At 34.5% G+C, this 14,532-nt stretch carries 15 protein-coding genes; 5 read left to right on the top strand and 10 right to left on the bottom strand.

The window, feature by feature from the left end:
* Window position 1 precedes the first annotated feature (1 nt).
* From Q5N69_RS10330 to Q5N69_RS10320, 3 genes are read right to left on the bottom strand one after another with little or no spacing between them, the layout of a single operon-like run.
* Window positions 2-847 carry a mechanosensitive ion channel domain-containing protein gene (locus Q5N69_RS10330; protein ID WP_304368836.1) on the bottom strand — a complete coding sequence of 282 codons (846 nt, stop codon included), beginning with the start codon at window positions 845-847 and terminating at the stop codon, window positions 2-4.
* On the bottom strand, window positions 844-1,149 hold the full coding sequence (locus tag Q5N69_RS10325; protein ID WP_304368835.1) for a hypothetical protein: 306 nt from the start codon (window positions 1,147-1,149) through the stop codon (window positions 844-846). The genes Q5N69_RS10330 and Q5N69_RS10325 overlap by 4 nt, the downstream gene beginning before the upstream one ends.
* Before the next feature lie 43 nt (window positions 1,150-1,192).
* Entirely contained in the window at window positions 1,193-2,605 is a 1,413-nt protein-coding gene (locus tag Q5N69_RS10320) for an OmpA family protein (protein ID WP_304368834.1), read from the bottom strand.
* A gap of 367 nt (window positions 2,606-2,972) precedes the next feature.
* Here Q5N69_RS10320 and Q5N69_RS10315 point away from each other — a divergent pair, with 367 nt between their 5' ends.
* On the top strand, window positions 2,973-3,890 hold the full coding sequence (locus Q5N69_RS10315; RefSeq protein WP_304368833.1) for a diguanylate cyclase: 918 nt from the start codon (window positions 2,973-2,975) through the stop codon (window positions 3,888-3,890).
* A 75-nt stretch (window positions 3,891-3,965) separates the two neighbouring features.
* Here Q5N69_RS10315 and Q5N69_RS10310 read toward each other — a convergent pair whose 3' ends face one another.
* From Q5N69_RS10310 to Q5N69_RS10295, 4 genes are read right to left on the bottom strand one after another with little or no spacing between them, the layout of a single operon-like run.
* Complete coding sequence (locus Q5N69_RS10310) at window positions 3,966-5,390, bottom strand: ATP-binding protein (protein WP_304368832.1); 1,425 nt, start codon at window positions 5,388-5,390, stop codon at window positions 3,966-3,968.
* Between the two features lie 32 nt (window positions 5,391-5,422).
* A complete protein-coding gene (locus Q5N69_RS10305) occupies window positions 5,423-5,971 on the bottom strand; it encodes a hypothetical protein (protein ID WP_304368831.1) in 549 nt (182 codons plus the stop codon).
* Between the two features lie 42 nt (window positions 5,972-6,013).
* Window positions 6,014-7,228, bottom strand: a complete 1,215-nt coding sequence (locus Q5N69_RS10300; protein WP_304368830.1) for an ATP-binding protein — start codon at window positions 7,226-7,228, stop codon at window positions 6,014-6,016.
* A gap of 47 nt (window positions 7,229-7,275) precedes the next feature.
* A complete protein-coding gene (locus tag Q5N69_RS10295) occupies window positions 7,276-8,994 on the bottom strand; it encodes an EAL domain-containing protein (RefSeq protein WP_304368829.1) in 1,719 nt (572 codons plus the stop codon).
* Window positions 8,995-9,154: 160 nt separating this feature from the next.
* Between Q5N69_RS10295 and Q5N69_RS10290 the strand changes: the two genes are divergently transcribed.
* Together Q5N69_RS10290 and Q5N69_RS10285 are read left to right on the top strand one after the other, a co-directional pair.
* Complete coding sequence (locus Q5N69_RS10290; protein ID WP_304368828.1) at window positions 9,155-10,222, top strand: hybrid sensor histidine kinase/response regulator; 1,068 nt, start codon at window positions 9,155-9,157, stop codon at window positions 10,220-10,222.
* Window positions 10,223-10,279: 57 nt separating this feature from the next.
* Complete coding sequence (locus Q5N69_RS10285) at window positions 10,280-10,723, top strand: response regulator (RefSeq protein ID WP_304368827.1); 444 nt, start codon at window positions 10,280-10,282, stop codon at window positions 10,721-10,723.
* Between the two features lie 119 nt (window positions 10,724-10,842).
* On the opposite strand, the gene Q5N69_RS10280 is transcribed toward Q5N69_RS10285, so the two are convergent.
* The 3 genes from Q5N69_RS10280 to Q5N69_RS10270 all read right to left on the bottom strand — a co-directional run bounded on the left by Q5N69_RS10280 (window position 10,843) and on the right by Q5N69_RS10270 (window position 12,911).
* A complete protein-coding gene (locus Q5N69_RS10280) occupies window positions 10,843-11,325 on the bottom strand; it encodes a chemotaxis protein CheW (protein ID WP_304368826.1) in 483 nt (160 codons plus the stop codon).
* 209 nt (window positions 11,326-11,534) lie between these two features.
* On the bottom strand, window positions 11,535-12,194 hold the full coding sequence (locus Q5N69_RS10275; RefSeq protein ID WP_304368825.1) for a 3-oxoacid CoA-transferase subunit B: 660 nt from the start codon (window positions 12,192-12,194) through the stop codon (window positions 11,535-11,537).
* A gap of 12 nt (window positions 12,195-12,206) precedes the next feature.
* Complete coding sequence (locus Q5N69_RS10270; protein ID WP_304368824.1) at window positions 12,207-12,911, bottom strand: CoA transferase subunit A; 705 nt, start codon at window positions 12,909-12,911, stop codon at window positions 12,207-12,209.
* A gap of 450 nt (window positions 12,912-13,361) precedes the next feature.
* Here Q5N69_RS10270 and Q5N69_RS10265 point away from each other — a divergent pair, with 450 nt between their 5' ends.
* Both Q5N69_RS10265 and ftnA read left to right on the top strand, forming a co-directional pair.
* Window positions 13,362-13,835: a peroxiredoxin gene (locus Q5N69_RS10265; RefSeq protein WP_304368823.1), complete on the top strand. Its 474-nt coding sequence runs from the start codon at window positions 13,362-13,364 to the stop codon at window positions 13,833-13,835.
* 151 nt (window positions 13,836-13,986) lie between these two features.
* Window positions 13,987-14,511 carry a non-heme ferritin gene (ftnA, locus tag Q5N69_RS10260; protein WP_304368822.1) on the top strand — a complete coding sequence of 175 codons (525 nt, stop codon included), beginning with the start codon at window positions 13,987-13,989 and terminating at the stop codon, window positions 14,509-14,511.
* Window positions 14,512-14,532: the final 21 nt, after the last annotated feature.

Genomic DNA, 14,532 nt, shown 5'->3' with positions numbered 1-14,532 from the left:
TCTATTTGATCGAGTCATTCATAGGCGTAACAATAAACTTATGAGTTAATAAGTCTTGGTTAGGCACACTTAGCCGACGACCTTCCTTGTTTTCAAGTAATGTATTTACGGTACTTACTGCAATAACATTTCCGATAAAACCATCAAACTCTACTTCGTCTCCTGGAAGTAATTGCTCTCTTGCGTATATGCCTGAAACTATACTGTTTGCGATACTCTTAGTACCTAACCCTAAAGCCAATGCTAGCGCAACACCTAAGCTGGCAATTAACACGGTGAATATTGTGTTAAGTAATTCGGTTTCAAGCTCAAGCTGACCAATAACTAAAGAAAAAGTAATCGCCAGAACAAGTATTTGTAATACTCGTCCAACTGAAGAGCCATATTCAACACCCATGTTATCAAGTGATGTTTCTATTTTGGCTTTGCCTGATTTTGCTATGAATAAGCCTAATAAAGTTATTACCAAGGCTCCTAATAGTTTAGGCAAATATAAGACGAATGAGTCTAAAATTGCTGAAAATCTATCTAAACCTAATGTTTCTGCGCCAGCAACTAAAATGATCAGAACGAGAAACACATGAAGTAAACCACCAATTAATTGCGAAGGTGTCGACTTTAAACCTAGAGTGTTTAAAATTTTGTTTACACCTAACTTTTCACATAACTTGTCAAAGCCAAGGGTTTCTATAATTTTAGCGACCCATTTGGTAATGATCTTTGATAAAAACAAGCCAATAACAACAACTAAGATTGTTGCAAGTAAGTTAGGTAAAAATCCTGCTATTTCTGTCCAAAATCTGGATAATGCGTTACTTATAGATTGTGTCCAAACGTCTAAATTCATTTCTTGTCTCCGGTATTATTACTTAACGGAGCAGCTTGTTTGGCCTCTCCTTGTTGATTAATTTCTGTTTTGTTTTTTAACTGTGTTTTTTTATGTAAATCTAATTTACGTTTAGCGGAATACATAGATGCTCCAAAACCTAAAAACACAACCCAAATCCACCCAAAGAAAAGCCCTGTAACATCTTTAGCTGCAGTTGTATTAGATGACTTATTCAGCACCTTTTTAAGTTCTTCTTCTTCATTAACGATTGGCTTAGTTTCTTGCCACATTAATTTGAGTTCATCTTCACTTAAATTCATTATGTATCCCGCTATTTAATTGTATTTAAAACACTAACACTGACTAATTGATAATAAGTATTTCAACTCGACGGTTCTGCGCTCGCCCTTCAGCTGTCTCGTTACTCGCAACAGGCTTACCTTTACCATAGCCTTTGAATTGAATGCGACTTGTATCAATATTGCCTACTTGTGTCATAAAGTTAGCGACTGTTTTTGCACGATCTTGAGATAACTGCAAATTCAAATCGTTACTGCCTGTTGAATCTGTATGACCAGAAACAACAATATTGGCTTTAGGAAAGCGGTTCACTGCATCAATAATCTTGTTAAGTAATACAAAGTTAGTTGATTCAATTTCACTACCACCTGTTTTAAATGAAAAGCCATGAGCTCTTATTAATACATTATTTACTTGACGGTAAACCGTTGCTTCATCTTCATTAAACAATGATTGAACGCCGTTAAATCGAGCAATATCTTCACGTTTAGCTGTTTGTTCTTTTTGTAACTCTAGTTTAGACATTTCTTGAGTTGACTCTAACCTGTCTTTAAGTTCTGAAACATTAAAGCTTAGTGTGTTATTTTGCTCCAACACTTTGGCTAAACTATCTTTGGCGCCATTCACCACTTCTTTATTCGATTGGTTAAATGGTAATTCACTGTTTAATGGTGAGAATGCCAAACCAAGTTGTTCTTGAAACCATACAATTTTTTGCTCTTCAGTAAAGTCAGCATCTTTAAAGTATTGATTAATTTCAGCAACACCTTCAGCACGCTTAACAATCCAAATGGCTTTGTTTGAATGTACATTAGCTTTTTCTGTATCTGTTCTATTCACTTCTAATGTATCTAAAGCTAATTGGTATTCGTTTTTAGCTTGAGTAATTAAAATTGGAGCCACATCGTCCAAATCTTTATTAATTGCAGTTTTAATTGCTTTATCTGCTACACCTAACATATTCGTTTTAAGTGCGGCTAATTCTAAACCTAAATATTGATTCTTTAATGACGTAATGTCGCGTTTTGCGCGGTCATCTTCACCATTTTCTAACAAGCCAAGCATTTTCTTTAATTGCTTTTCTGCAGCTTCAAATTTCTCAGGTACTAAATTATTTGCATTAGTTGCTAAGGCTTTTTTACGAGCAACAAACACTTCTTCTAAAACATATTTAGCTTTTTCAGATTGCTTAACAGCCGCATTAACCGCTGTTATTGCATTAGCTGCAACAGTGTTAGCTGATGTTTTGCCTGATTTAGCTTGGCTAATTGCATCATCAAAAGTACGTTGTGCTATTTCCATTTTTTCTGGTGAGTAGTAATCGATATTTTCGTCGTTCGCTTTTTCTAATAACAAACGCGCTTCTTTAATATTTGGAAACTGCTCCATAATATCATTTTGTGATAACACTGTATTTGATGCACACCCCGTAAATAACAAGAACGATAGGCTGCTAGCAATTATTGTTTTTTTCATTTTAGTTCTCTTTATTAGTTAACAAGTAAGGTTATATATTTAATACAAGGTTAGACGGTAGCTAGTTTTGAAAAGTCACAATTAAATTAATATTTATTTGTTTTAGTAAATAAATTAGTGTTTAAAAATCACTTAAAAGCTGAAGACATTAACATTTTTTTAACGTAGGATGAATATTAAAGCGATAATCATGAAGAGTTCACATGATTTTAATAGCTTTGATTCAGATACTTACCTGCTAATAAATAAAAATGAGCTCTTAGCACACAATATAAAAAAACAACTATGTTTCGAAGTTGCTCTGCTGCTTTTTACACATTGCTTCAAAAAAACATCAGAGAAAAGCTTATTAAAAGAAGGTAAAAAGATGCAAAGTTCTACAACGAATTTGTCATCACTAGATGTGCTTAATGCTAAAATACTTTTAGTGGATGACGATAAAATTAACACGGCAATCTTAGCAAGGTCGTTAAGAATGTTTGAACATATATATGAAGTTCATTCTGGCGTAGACGCGATTGAGTTTTGTAAAGAAACACCTCCAGACTTGGTCATATTGGATGTAGTTATGCCCTCTATGGATGGTTACGCTACCTGTAAAATACTTAAATCTATGCCTGAAATGGGCAATTGCCCTATTATATTTTCAACTACATTGGAAACCGTTGAAGATGAGATTGCTTGCTGGGAAGCCGGTGGAGCTGATTTTGTGGCTAAACCTGCTATACCTCAAACATTAATAAAACGTATTCAGGCGCACTTACAACTAAAATTAAAATCTGATGCCCAGAACGAACTAGCTTACTTTGATGGTTTAACTGGCCTAGGTAATAGACGTTATTATAATAACATTTATAAAGAGCAATTAGCCTTAGCTTTAAGAACTCAAAAAGATTTAGCTATTGTCGTATTAGATCTAGATTATTTTAAGCAATACAATGATAAATATGGTCATCAGCAAGGAGATCAGTGTTTAATTAATATTGCACAAACTATAAAGTCTCAGATACTTCGCCCTACTGACTCAGCAATGCGTTATGGCGGAGAAGAGTTTGTTTTGATTCTACCTGACACAGACATTAACGGTGCAAAACTCGTCGCCAATAAAATTATATCTGCCGTTATGGCACAAAAAACACCTCATATTTGCTCGCCACATCATATTGTTACCATTAGTGCTGGCGTTGCTTCTTTAAGAACATTACCTACCAATGAAGAATTATTTACCATTGCCGATAAACAATTATATGAAGCTAAAAAACTGGGTAGAAATGCTTGTGCATAAACCTTTAAATAGGCGTTAATGTCTATTTAAAGGTATCAGTTAAAATATTGAACAGATCTAGAGTGAACAAACAGGTTAAAACCGATCTGTTTCATGATTAGGGAACTCTAATAAGAAATGGCAACCTTCACCTAGCTTTGATTCTAATGAAACTCTACCTTTATGTTTTTCCATAATCGTTCTAACGATAGTTAAACCAACACCGCTTCCTTCATTTGTAGATAACCGTTCAAAAATAGCAAAAACGAGATCATGATATTTTGGATCTATACCGATCCCGTTATCTTTAATATGAATAATGGTAGACTTATCGGTTTGTGATGAATAAATATCAACCACTAATTTCCGACTTGGTTCTCTGTATCGGATTGAGTTACTCAATAAGTTTAACATAATTTCTGACAGTAACCGCTCGTTCGCCTTAACTGTGTGAAAACTGTCAGCTATATTAATCGTTGCTTCGCTCTCAGTAATGACATCTTCAAGTACTTGCGACTGTTCTAAAATGATCTGTTTTACATCAACCTCAGTAATCACTATGGGTTGCTGAACTATTTTTGATAACTCTAATAAATCAGAAAGTAAACGTTCCATATTATTAATGTTGTCTATAATCCGATTTAATCTGTGGGTTTGCCGTTCAGTTAAAGTGTCAGCTAACTCTGTATTTAGCTTATTAGCAAAGCCACTAATAGTAACGAGTGGAGATTTAAGATCATGAGATACCGTATAAATAAACTGTTCCATCTCATTATTCTTACTAATAAGCTCTTTATTTAATCGTGACGCCTCCTGCTTTTCACTCTCAACATCTTTCATTACATTCAACAGCACGATTTGAGAACATTCTATTTTAATTTTATTTTCTTCTAATTCAGCATTAAGTTTATTACTGGTTGCTAGTGCTTCTCTTTGCTCTTTAAACAAAGAACGGATCATAAGAGAAATCGTTACTATCAAAAAGATTAAAATAACTAAACAAGCAATTAAACTACCATAAAGTACCCTTGTAGCTTTCGCATTTAATGCATCCGAAAACTGTCTAAAAATCTGTTCAATTTCGTTACGAGAAGGTAAATCATTAAACTTCACAAATTGATCTAATTCGCGCGCGGACACATTATTTATCATCAGCTCTGGTAATTTATCAAGCCGACTTTTATAGGCATTCAACATCTTTCGTGTTTCAGGCATACGAAAATCACCTATGAGTTCGTCTCCCATAATCTCTAGTGAAGCTACTTGTTTTGAAGCCATTTTGTAGTTCACAATAGCTCTGTCTCGGTAATTTGTTTGCTGTGGTCTTAACATGTAATTTTTGAAATTATGTATAAGACCAACATAACCAATCTGACTTTGTAGTTCGATAATTGTTTGATAAATTTCAATACGTTTAATTCGCATTTCTTTTTCTTGGGCGAGATAATCTAAGGCAATCAACGCCTCTAATGTAATCAAAAACAATAACAGCGTACTTAATATCAGGTTTTTAATATTCATCAGCACGTACTTCTAATCTAAGAGGGCTAAAGCTAGACATCATAAGGTTTCTCTCTACCCATTTCAGTCATCAAATCATTGATTTCTTTCTGTAGTTCGATAACCTTTTGCTCTCTACGGATAGTTGCAGAATATACGGCATTCATTTGTTCATTTTTAATTCTTAAAGTCTCTAACTCTTTTAGATTATTTCTATAATCATCTTCAAGTGTTGAAAATTTAAGTAATTGAGGTAATTTCGGAGCAAGTACAAGTGCTGTCAAAATAGAGGTAAATGCGGTTAACATTTTAAGCCAGCCCTGATATTCGTACATTGGATACCAAGTAATATATATTTGTACAAAGTGAGTAGTACCACAAAAAAAGATAAAAGCGGTAAATAAAGCAAAAAGATCTTTATGAGGCAATACGCCTTTTCTTTTCATAATAAGTAAACCAAATACAATAGGAATAACATAATACGCAATGCCTATTACGGCATCAGAAATTACATGTGTCCAAAGGATATCAGGACGCCACAAGTAACAATGCCCATGAGGCATAAAGTTAGGGTTGGCAAATTGTTGAAGCCATTCATTCATAGTTATTCCTTTAATTCAGTACTTTGTTTTTTATTGTGTTTCTTAAACGGTAATAACGGGAAATTTTAATTCAAATTGGCTCCCAATACCTAAAGTAGAAGTGAGCTTTATTTCACCACCATGTTTCTCCATTGCGGCTTTCACAATACATAATCCCATTCCTGTACCTTTTTGTTTTTCTACTTGTTCGAAGATACAAAAAACACGTTCTTGATCTTCTTCAGCAATACCTAACCCATTATCAACAATAACCAGGGAGATATGCGAACCATGATCTACTGTAGCAACTTGTACATTTAAAACGTTATCTGGCGATTTATTTTGAATAACATAATTACAAACGTTTAAAATACAGCGTGATAGTAGTGTTTTGTTCGCAAATATATACTCAAGTGGAGATTCAACAATAAAATTAATATGCTCATCATCTCCCTTCAATTCTTGCAATTGACTGTTAACAATTAATTCTGTATTTAATAATTCCCTTTTAATAACTTGGCTCATCACACGTGATAATTCTAAAAGATCAGTGAGTAACCCACCCATTTGTGATGTATTTTCTTGTATACGAGTAAAGCGATGTTTTTGTTTCTCATTAGTGCTCGCTTCAAGCTCTTTTGCTAAAGTCTTTGCAAAAGCAGAAATAGTGATCAAAGGTGCTTTCAAATCATGAGAAACCGTATAAACAAACTGCTCAAGCTGCTTATTTTTTTTCTCTAATTCTTTTGCATCTAATATAGATTGGCGTAGTAATTTTTCTTTCACATAATGGCTTTTTCTTAACTCTAATAAATACAAAACCTGTTTCGCTAATATTTTTAATTGCACCTTCTGCTCGTCACGTAAATAAGCTGGCTGACGATCTAGTACACATAAGGTAGCAATGTGATAACCTTCAGCATTAATAATGGGAACACCAGCATAAAATATCACTTGAGTTCCGTCTTTTAATAATGGTGGATAAGCCACCCGATCATCATTTAACGTGTCTTTAACTTCAAAAACGCCTTCGTTTAAATTTATTTCGTCACAAAAAGTCCAACCTCTAGGCTTTTCACAGTCGGGAAGTCCATAACGAGATTTGAACCACTCTCTGTTTTCATCAATTATTGAAATCAAAGCAATTGGCGTATCGCAGATATTGGCGACAAGCTCAGTTAACTGATCATAAACCTCTTCATTTTCAGTATCTAAAATATTGTATTCATATAATGCACTGAGGCGTAATTCCTCCTCAGCAAGTAATATAGATTCCATTAGATATTAATCCGTTTTATTTGTTTGGAACACTCTAGGTGTTTATTTCATGCTATTTCACTATGAAAGGCAGCGTTTAATTGTATTTCTACTTGCTCTGCTGACATAGGCACACTCAGTAGATAGCCTTGGATTAAATCGATATGCAGTGCTTTACATAAAGACAATTGTTCTTCCGTTTCAACACCTTCAGCAACGACTTTAAAGTTAAGTTGTATTAGCATCATCGCAAGAGCTTCAAGTAAATTTTTTCTTTTATCATCATCAGCGTCTGTTGGCTGCATAGATTTATCTATTTTTACAGTATCAATCACGAAATTAGTGAGGTGTGATATGGATGAATATCCCATGCCAAAGTCATCTAAGGCTATTTTAAACCCGTAAGCAGATAAGTCTTTAAGCGTTTTTACTGTTATGTCGTTATGTTCTAGTAAAGCAGTTTCAGTGATTTCAAGAGTGACTAAATCAGGACGGATATTATATTCACTTGTTATTGATTTTAATAACTCGAGTAAAGCGCCATCATGTAACTGCATAGGTGAAATGTTGACAGACATAGACAAGTTTTCAGAATATTTTTTATGCCAGACTGATAACTGTTTTATCGCAGTTCTAATCACCCAAATACCAATATCATTAATCAATCGGCTTTCTTCAGCTATAGGAATAAAAATATCAGGGAAGTGAGAGTTGGCAATGTCAGGCCAACGGATCAAAGCCTCAAAACCCAATATATCTTTTCCCTGATCACAAAAAATAGGTTGATAAAAAAGCCTAAAAGAAGAGTCCGCTAATGTATCCATAATATCGTTTTGAATAGTAAAACGACGGTTAAACTCCGCTTGGTAATGAGACTCATAAAAACAAACGCCATTCTTACCACCTTGTTTTGCTCTGTACATAGCAATATCTGCACACTTTACAAGCTCACTACCACTAGGTGCATCATTTGGATATAAAGCAGCTCCAATACTCACAGTACAAATTACATTTTTACCTGAAAGCTCAAATGGCTCTTTAAACGCGTCAGTTATACGGTCTGTTACCATGTTAATTTCGCTAATTGCATTGATATTAGAAAGCGTAATTGCAAACTCATCGCCACCTAACCTAGCAAAACCATCATTAACTCTTAAACATCTTTTTATGCGTGCAACCACTTCTTTTAACAACAAATCTCCCGCTTCATGTCCCATCGAATCATTAATATGTTTAAAATTATCCAAGTCGAGTGCCAACATACCAATCGCCGTATTAGAGCGTTTGCTTGCAGCAATCATCATTTGTAAGTTTTCGTCAAAGAAATAACGATTGTGTAAACCTGTCAATGGATCTTTTTCAGCCATAGTTTTAACAGACAAATAACTTTCGTACATTTTCTGTTCCATCTCAAAACGCTTTCGAGAGTGAATAATGGCCTGATAAAGCTTTACTTGAGTAATACTACTTTTGGGAATAAAGTCTTGTGCGCCCACTTCAATACAATTTAGCGCAACGCTAGAATCTAACGAGGCGCTTACAACAATAATAGCAGTGTTACCCAGGTTAGGTTTTGAGCGGATTTCAATAATCATTTCTATGCCGTCTATTTCAGGCATTTCATAATCTAAAAGAATAACGTCAAAGCTTTCTGTTTCTAATTTTTTTAAACCATCAGACACTGAAATAGATGTTTTGATAGAAAAGTCACATAGCAATGAGGAGTCTAGTTCTCTTTTTACAAGGGCTATATCTATCACGTTATCATCAACAATCAATATTCGCATTTATAGCTCCAAGTCAAAATAAAACAAATTTTCAACATAAATTTATTTTTAACATTTTTTATAAAAAAATTGATGTCGCTAAGTATTAAATTAATTTTAGACTATATTTACAAAATAGAGCATTTTTTTACTAAACAGAACGAATAGGGACGACCATCTATTGAACATTTTAATTATTGAAGATAACTCTGATCATCTAGACGTTATAACGGATGCATTAGAATCAATAACTGAGGTTAATGTTAATATTATAGCTGCAAGCTCTCTTGCAGAAGGTAATCGTTTACTACTAACAGAACGTTTTGATGCTTGTTTATGTGATTTAAACTTGCCTGATTCGCCTTTAGAGCAAACAGTTGAATGGTTAGCGACTCGAAGTTTTCCGGTACCCATCATTATTTTAACGTCAATTAATAGCCTGCAAATAGCAAAAACCTTATTAAATAAAGGCATTCAAGACTACATATCCAAAGATGATATTTCACCTCAACTGCTTTTTCGTACCTGCAGATATGCAATAGATAGATGGAAGCATCAACGTGAAATTGAAACCTATAATAAGGATATGAAAGCATTTTGTTCTAGCTTGTCTCACGACTTTAATGGTCAAATTATTCGTATTAAAGGCGTATCAAGCATTCTCAAGTTAGACTTAGAAGAAAGGCTTGAACTCACGCCTGGGGAATTAACCCTATTCGAATATTTAAATAACAGTACGGCAGAAATCCATCAGCTTGTTGATGACCTGCAACACTATCTAGCTATGGAATACACTTTAAAGTCTGACGAAGTAGTCGATATGAATAGAGTCATAAGTAAAGCATCGGCTGCATTAAAAGCATCAGTTGATAAGGAGTTTGTTATTAACGTTGAAAAAAGCTTACCTAAATTTCGTGGTAACGCCACATTATTGCATTTACTTTTTCATAATTTATTTAGCAATAGTATTAAATTTAACGAAAATTCTCCTGTGATCACTATTTCATTTGAGGAAACTGATCAATTACTGCAAATATCTGTTAAAGATAATGGAATAGGTTTTAACACAGACAAATCCCATGAAATATTTACCCCCTTTAAACGTCTTGCACATAAAAATAGTTACAACGGCTCTGGCTTAGGTTTAAGTATTGTTAAAAGAATTATTGAAAAACATGACGGTAGTATTAAAGTTGAATCAGAAATAGACAAAGGCAGCCTTTTCACACTCAACTTTATAAAAGATTAATCAAGTTTCAAGACGTTTACGTCTGACGATAATATAGAAATAAATAAAGGATATAAAATGAATAACTTTAAAGCAATTTCGGGGCTAATGGTTGAGGATAATATAGATCATGCTGAGCTGATGCTGGACGCTTTTCATGAATTTAATATTAAAAATTCTATCGACCATGTACTAGATGGTGAGCAAGCAATCGCATATTTACGAAATCAATCACCTTACGAAGACAAAGAAAGATATTCACGACCTGATATCGTATTTCTAGATATTAGAATGCCACGACAAGGTGGTATAGAAACACTTAAAATTATTAAAAATGATGATGCTTTAAAAGATATACCAGTAGTAATGATTAGTACATCAACTACAGCACCTGAAATTAAAGAATGTTATAGGTTAGGAGCCAGTGGTTATGTAACTAAGCCATTACAATTTGAAGATTTTTCGAAAAAAATGATAGAACTAAATTATTATTGGGTATTAACTTCAGAGCTACCTAAATAATATAAGAGAATTTACATGCGGTGATAAATCATTAATTAACCTAAGTTAAATATCCAATGAAAGAATTTTAACTTAGGTTGTAGAGTATAAAAACCAATCAAATAAAAAGCAGTTAATCGTTATAAGTGGCTAAGATCTTCCCACTCATCTTCATTCAATATCTTCTCAGCATCTAATAAAATCAAAAGCTCTCCGCCTTTATTAGAAACTCCATCAATAAATTTAGCCGTTTCGTCATTACCTACGTTAGGTGCTATATCGACATCGCTTGCTTGTAAGCTTATAACCTCAGCAACACTATCAACTAAAATACCAATAATTTGTTTACCAACTTCTAAAATAACAATGCGCGAATCATCTGTAATTTCATAATCAGGCAAACCAAACTTCTCGCGTGTATTCAAAACGCTGATCACACTACCACGTAAATTAATAATACCTAGAACATAACTTGGTGCGCCTGGAATCGGCGATATTTCACTATAACGTTGTATTTCTTGTACTTTAAGTACACGAATCCCGTAGTTTTCACCGCCTAAGCTAAATTTTACCCACTGTGTTGTTTCATCTTGTGAATGAGATCCAGCTGCAGATTTACTCATATTTAACTCCGGTGTGTTTTTTAAATGTATATGTATATAAATACTTTAGTTGTTACTTCTCAATTATACAATTAAATGCCACTAAGTATTGATTTAATGAAGTAAATTAATACCTACACATGAACAATAATTAAACGACAATCATAAATACAAAAAAGCCTCTAATACAGCATTTGCATAGAGGCTTTCTTATGATTTCTTATCAAGCTTTAAGAAAATGTCATCTCAGGTACATTGTCTGGCACAACTAATTCGCCGGCTGTTAATTTAACAATTTCGTCTACCGAAACACCTGGCGCACGCTCAAGTAAATGAAACTTACCCTCTTTAATTTCAAGGAATGCCAAATCGGTAAGTACTTTCTTAATACAGCCTTTACCCGTTAACGGTAACGTACATTCAGCTAAAAGTTTAGATTCCCCGTGTTTTGAAGCATGTGTCATAGTAACGATAATATTATCTGCTCCAGCCACTAAATCCATCGCGCCACCCATCCCTTTAATTAGCTTGCCAGGGATCATGTACGAAGCAATATTACCTTGGCAATCCACCTCAAACGCTCCTAACACCGTTAAATCTACATGGCCGCCACGTATCATGGCAAAAGACTCGGCGCTATCAAATAATGATGCTCCTGTTGCCATAGTTACTGTTTGTTTACCCGCATTAATTAAATCGGCATCAACTTCGTCATCGGTAGGAAACTGTCCCATGCCAAGTAAACCATTTTCAGACTGCAGCATCACTTCAATGCCTTTTGGAACATAATTGGCAACTAAGGTTGGAATGCCAATACCTAAATTTACGTAATATCCGTCTTGTAATTCTTGCGCAACGCGTTGTGCTAATTGTTCTCTTGATAAAGCCATAATATTGCTCCCTTAAGCTGAAGGACGTGTAGTACGCTGTTCAATTACTTTCTCGAAGTTGCCCTTAATTACACGGTCAACATAAATACCTGGCGTATGAATATGATCAGGGTCTAATTCGCCTGGCTGAACAATCTCTTCCACTTCAACAACCGTGATTTTACCAGCAGTTGCTGCCATAGGATTAAAGTTACGCGCTGTTTTGCGAAACACCAAATTACCATAAGTATCTGCTTTCCAAGCTTTAACTATAGCGAAGTCACCTTTAATAGACTCTTCTAAAATATAATGACGACCATTTATTTCGCGTGTTTCTTTACCTTCAGCAACAGGCGTTCCGTAACCTGTAGCTGTAAAAAATGCTGGTATACCAGCGCCAGCAGCACGCATTTTTTCGGCTAATGTACCTTGTGGAGTTAATTCAACTTCAAGCTCACCACTCATCATTTGGCGTTCAAATTCTTCATTCTCACCAACGTAAGAAGCCACCATTTTTTTAACTTGCTTATCATGTAACAAAATACCTAAACCATGATTTGTTGTACCACAGTTGTTTGAAACGATAGTTAAGCCTTTAGTGCCTTTCTTTTTAATTTCTTTAATTAGATTTTCTGGATTACCGCAAAGACCAAAGCCGCCTGCAATAATTGTCATACCGTCCTCTAAGCCAGACATGGCCTCTTCGTAACTTTCAACCACTTTGTTAAAACCCGACATGATATTTTCTCCAAAATATAAATCGCTAAAACCTTAATCTTTTATTCTCTATCACCGTTATAGTTTTATCAAATTTAAAAATTCAAACCATTAATAAGTTTTAATTATTAATGGTTTTCTTAATATATCCACATAAATGCTTACAGATAGCATGACAGAAATAACACCATTATCTAGCCAAGCTACTTAATAATAATCTAGAATAAGGTGATAGCAGGCAGAAGGCTAAACCTATGACTAAAACTTTATGTAAGTGGAAAAAAAAAGAGATTGAAAAAGGTCTTCACGAATTAGTACATATTGTTGATAAACCGCGCTTTGCTTGTAAAGATTGTGCGCGGGTAGCACACGATAAAGGTTATCTGTGTAAACCCGTAAAGTTACCTATATCGAATTAAGTAGAACACATTATATCAATCCTCAATGAACTCTTCGGAGTAAGGACAACAAATGATCAAGCAAAATGAAAAAATGCCAACGGGTGAATTATCAGAATTAACAGCTGACGGGATGGTTAGCCATAATACAGACGAGCTATTTGCTAACAAGAAAGTTGTATTATTTGCTGTGCCAGGTGCATTTACACCAACCTGTTCAGAATCTCACTTACCAGGTTATGTAGTATTAGCCGACCAACTTCAAGCTAAAGGCGTTGACCAAATTATCTGTTTATCGGTAAACGATGCATTTGTAATGAGTGCTTGGGGCAAGGCAAGCAATGCTGAACACATTACTATGCTTGCAGACGGCGATGCTAGTTACACAAAACAATTAGGTTTATCATTAGAGACCGCTGCTTTTGGTGGCACACGCTCTCAACGTTACGCTATGGTAATCGACAACGGCGTTGTAACAACATTACTTGTTGAAAAGCCAAAAGAATTTGAAGCAAGTAAAGCTGAAACTATACTAGCAAGCTTATAAACAACACTAACGCTATTCTAATTAGTAAAGGAAACGAAAACCATTATCATTATATGTTACTGTTTTTATTATGGTTTTCTTTTCTCACCACTTGAATTATGTAGATAAACAAGGCAGAATACGTCCCATCAAACAACACTCGAGAAACACAATGCTAAAAGCTCCAATGGTTGAAAAACTAAATACCCAAATTAATTTAGAATTTTATTCGTCAAACCTTTATTTACAAATGAGTGCTTGGTGTGAAGCAAATGGATTCGAGGGTGCTGCTAAATTTATGCGTAAGCATGCTGATGAAGAAATGGAACACATGACACGCTTATTCACTTACGTTAGTGAAACAGGTGCATTACCTATTTTAGGTGCCATTGATGCTCCGCCACATGAATTTGAATCGTTAGGCGATCTGTTTAGAAAAACATATGAACATGAATGTTTGATCACTGAACGCATTAATTCGCTAGCGCATGAAGCTTTTACTAGCCAAGATTACTCTACATTCAACTTCTTACAGTGGTATGTTGCAGAACAACACGAAGAAGAAACACTATTTAAAAGTGTATTAGACAAAATTGACTTAGTAGGTAACGACGGTCATGCATTATTCTTCGTTGATAAAGATTTAGCAGCAATGGCTAATTCAACTGCAGAAAGTAGCATTATCAAAGCTAACTAAAACTTCAGTTAACTTACCGTA

Origin of the sequence: Pseudocolwellia sp. AS88, from assembly GCF_030551755.1 — a bacterium.
Taxonomy (GTDB): Bacteria; Pseudomonadota; Gammaproteobacteria; order Enterobacterales; family Alteromonadaceae; genus Pseudocolwellia.
This window is presented reverse-complemented; position numbering and strand designations above follow the sequence as displayed.